This is a genomic window from Lactobacillus kimbladii, assembly GCF_000970755.1.
Taxonomy (GTDB): Bacteria; Bacillota; Bacilli; order Lactobacillales; family Lactobacillaceae; genus Lactobacillus; species Lactobacillus kimbladii.
In genome coordinates this window covers 1-2,284 of the sequence record NZ_KQ034009.1, presented here as the reverse complement: position 1 = coordinate 2,284, position 2,284 = coordinate 1, and the positions used below count along the sequence as shown (strand labels likewise).

The 2,284-nt window shown below is 36.2% G+C and carries 1 protein-coding gene; it reads right to left on the bottom strand.

Translation table 11 applies throughout. The annotated features are described in order from the left end of the window. The coding region (locus JF75_RS09930) for a BspA family leucine-rich repeat surface protein (protein ID WP_046333019.1) at positions 1-1,964 on the bottom strand (1,964 nt) is incomplete at its 3' end. Between the last annotated feature and the right edge of the window lie 320 nt (positions 1,965-2,284).

Genomic DNA, 2,284 nt, shown 5'->3' with positions numbered 1-2,284 from the left:
GATATTTGTTTTGGAATAATATCTTTCTGATCACCATAAAGTACCCCGTCAACATTTTCCGTCATCGGTTTATTGTCTTTATCAAGAATAGGTTTGGTATTACCCTTATCATCCACATAGTATAAATAATTAACCTTAATAGGATTACCTGTTGCCCTGTCATAAACGAAGTAAACATCTTGTTCTTGATCAGTAAATGTGACTGTGACTTTGTCTTTACTAGTTTTCGAAATAGTATAACCGTATATATTTTTAGGCTCAATAGAACTAGTATCACCTTTATTGCCAGCAATTGCATAGTCATAGGACTTGCCATCTTTGTCTAAAATTGGTTGTCGTTTTCCTTCTTTATCAAGGTATACGTAATGAATTCTTACAGGGCAGCCGCTATAGAATCTGATATAAGTATCATGATCAGTTTCACCATTATAATTATTCATTAAATCGGTGGAAGACCATTTTTTACTCATTTCTGGGTCCCTTTCGTTACCGTTACCAACATTAACCCATGTTCCTGGATTATTAAGACCAGCAGTTTTATCCTCACTTGTAAACTTACAATTTTTACCTAACACTAGTTTTTTCAACTTAGTCAAATTATTTAGAAGATTACTAAGTGATACATAATGTTCGACCCTCGCCATATTAAAATTTGCAATATTCAATGCAGTTAAATTTCTACATTCACTAAATGCGTCGTCCATTAAAGTGACATTCCCAGTGTCGAAACTAGATAAGTCTAAGTCTGTTATGCTAGAACATCTACTGAACAAGTAAGCCATATATTGTAGGCTACTAGTATTAAACTTGGTTAAGTCTACTTTTTGATTTTCTGGATCTGCTGAATTTTCGGAACTTGGATAACTTACAGAAACTAAGTCTGAGCAGCCATAAAACATACCTGTCATATCAGTAACTTGAGAAGTATCAATTTTATCAGGTAAAATTAAGTTTGCAAGGTTAGAACAACCCATAAACATCTCTTTCATGGTAATAGGATCATTTTTATTACTATTCTTGTTAATATTTAAACCTATATTTAAACCACTTAAATCTAAGCTAGTTAAACTTCCGCAGTTTTCAAACATATAGGACATATCAGTTACTTTGGAAGCATCTAATTTATTTATTCCCTCAATTGAACTAAGGCTTGAGCAACTGGCAAACATGCCATTCATACTAATTACATTAGATGTGTTCAGATTTTCTAATCCAGTAATTTTGGTTAAACTTGGCAAATCATAGAACATACTTTGCATCGTACCTCTAAAGTTAAGAGGACCTGTAAAGTCGACTTCTTTAATTTGATTGTTATCTGAAAAGAGAGGCTCAGCAAAAAGATCATGACCATCTTTTGCTAGTGAAAAAATATTAATAGAATTGCCGGGAATGCCATCAATAGTTTGATTATTACCTTTAATGGTGTATATTCCACGTCCCGGCTGAAAAGTTACATCGACACCAAGCCAAACACCAGTTAGTATGGTAGGATTTCCACTATCTCTTTTGATATCTTTTTCGAGTTTTTCAGTTTTTATACTGTCTTTTGTGCCTGAAGAGCTGGTATTGCCTGCAGTTGTGTCTTGATTATTTTCACTTGCTGAACTGTTATTAGCATCAGCTTGACCCTGTCCAGCTTCTGAGGTATTGCTTGAGGTACCTGTATTACCTGTACCTGCATTAGTCTCGCTGTCAGCTGTTTGACTGTTGCTGTTTTGGTCAGTGAGGTTATCGTCAGTAGCTGCTGCACCCTCAGTTTCCGAACCGGTTTCAGTAGACTCTGTTTGGTAATTCAACTTAGTCTTGACTGGTCTGCTCGCAGTCTTCTTAGTGGCACGAGTGCCATTCTGATTAGCTGCCTTGACCGTCTGGGGCTTGGCATTAATTAAGCCTAAAGCAGCTGCGGCCACGCCGCCGAGCAATATTTTTTCTCCTTGCTTGTTAGCATTCTTAAGTGTATTCATATAATTCCTCTTCTAAACTGCATATTAATATAGGTTTAGTATATGGCTGGCTTAGGCAAAAGTCAAACTGAGCTAAGCTAAACCGAAAAGCGTCTGGGAAAAAGTGCTCTTTGAAGTTAAATAAAAAAATTTTACAATATAAAAAGACCGGTAAATCAACGTTTTATTGACGTGATTTGTCAGCCTTTTTAGTTAGGTTAGAGTTTTTTCCCAGACTCTTTTTGTCAGAATTTAATTAGTCTTTCTTACGGTTAAGCCAAGCAGCACCTAGAGCAGTGGCCAAGGCCAAACCGCCTAGGGCCAGCATGGCCAAACTGTTG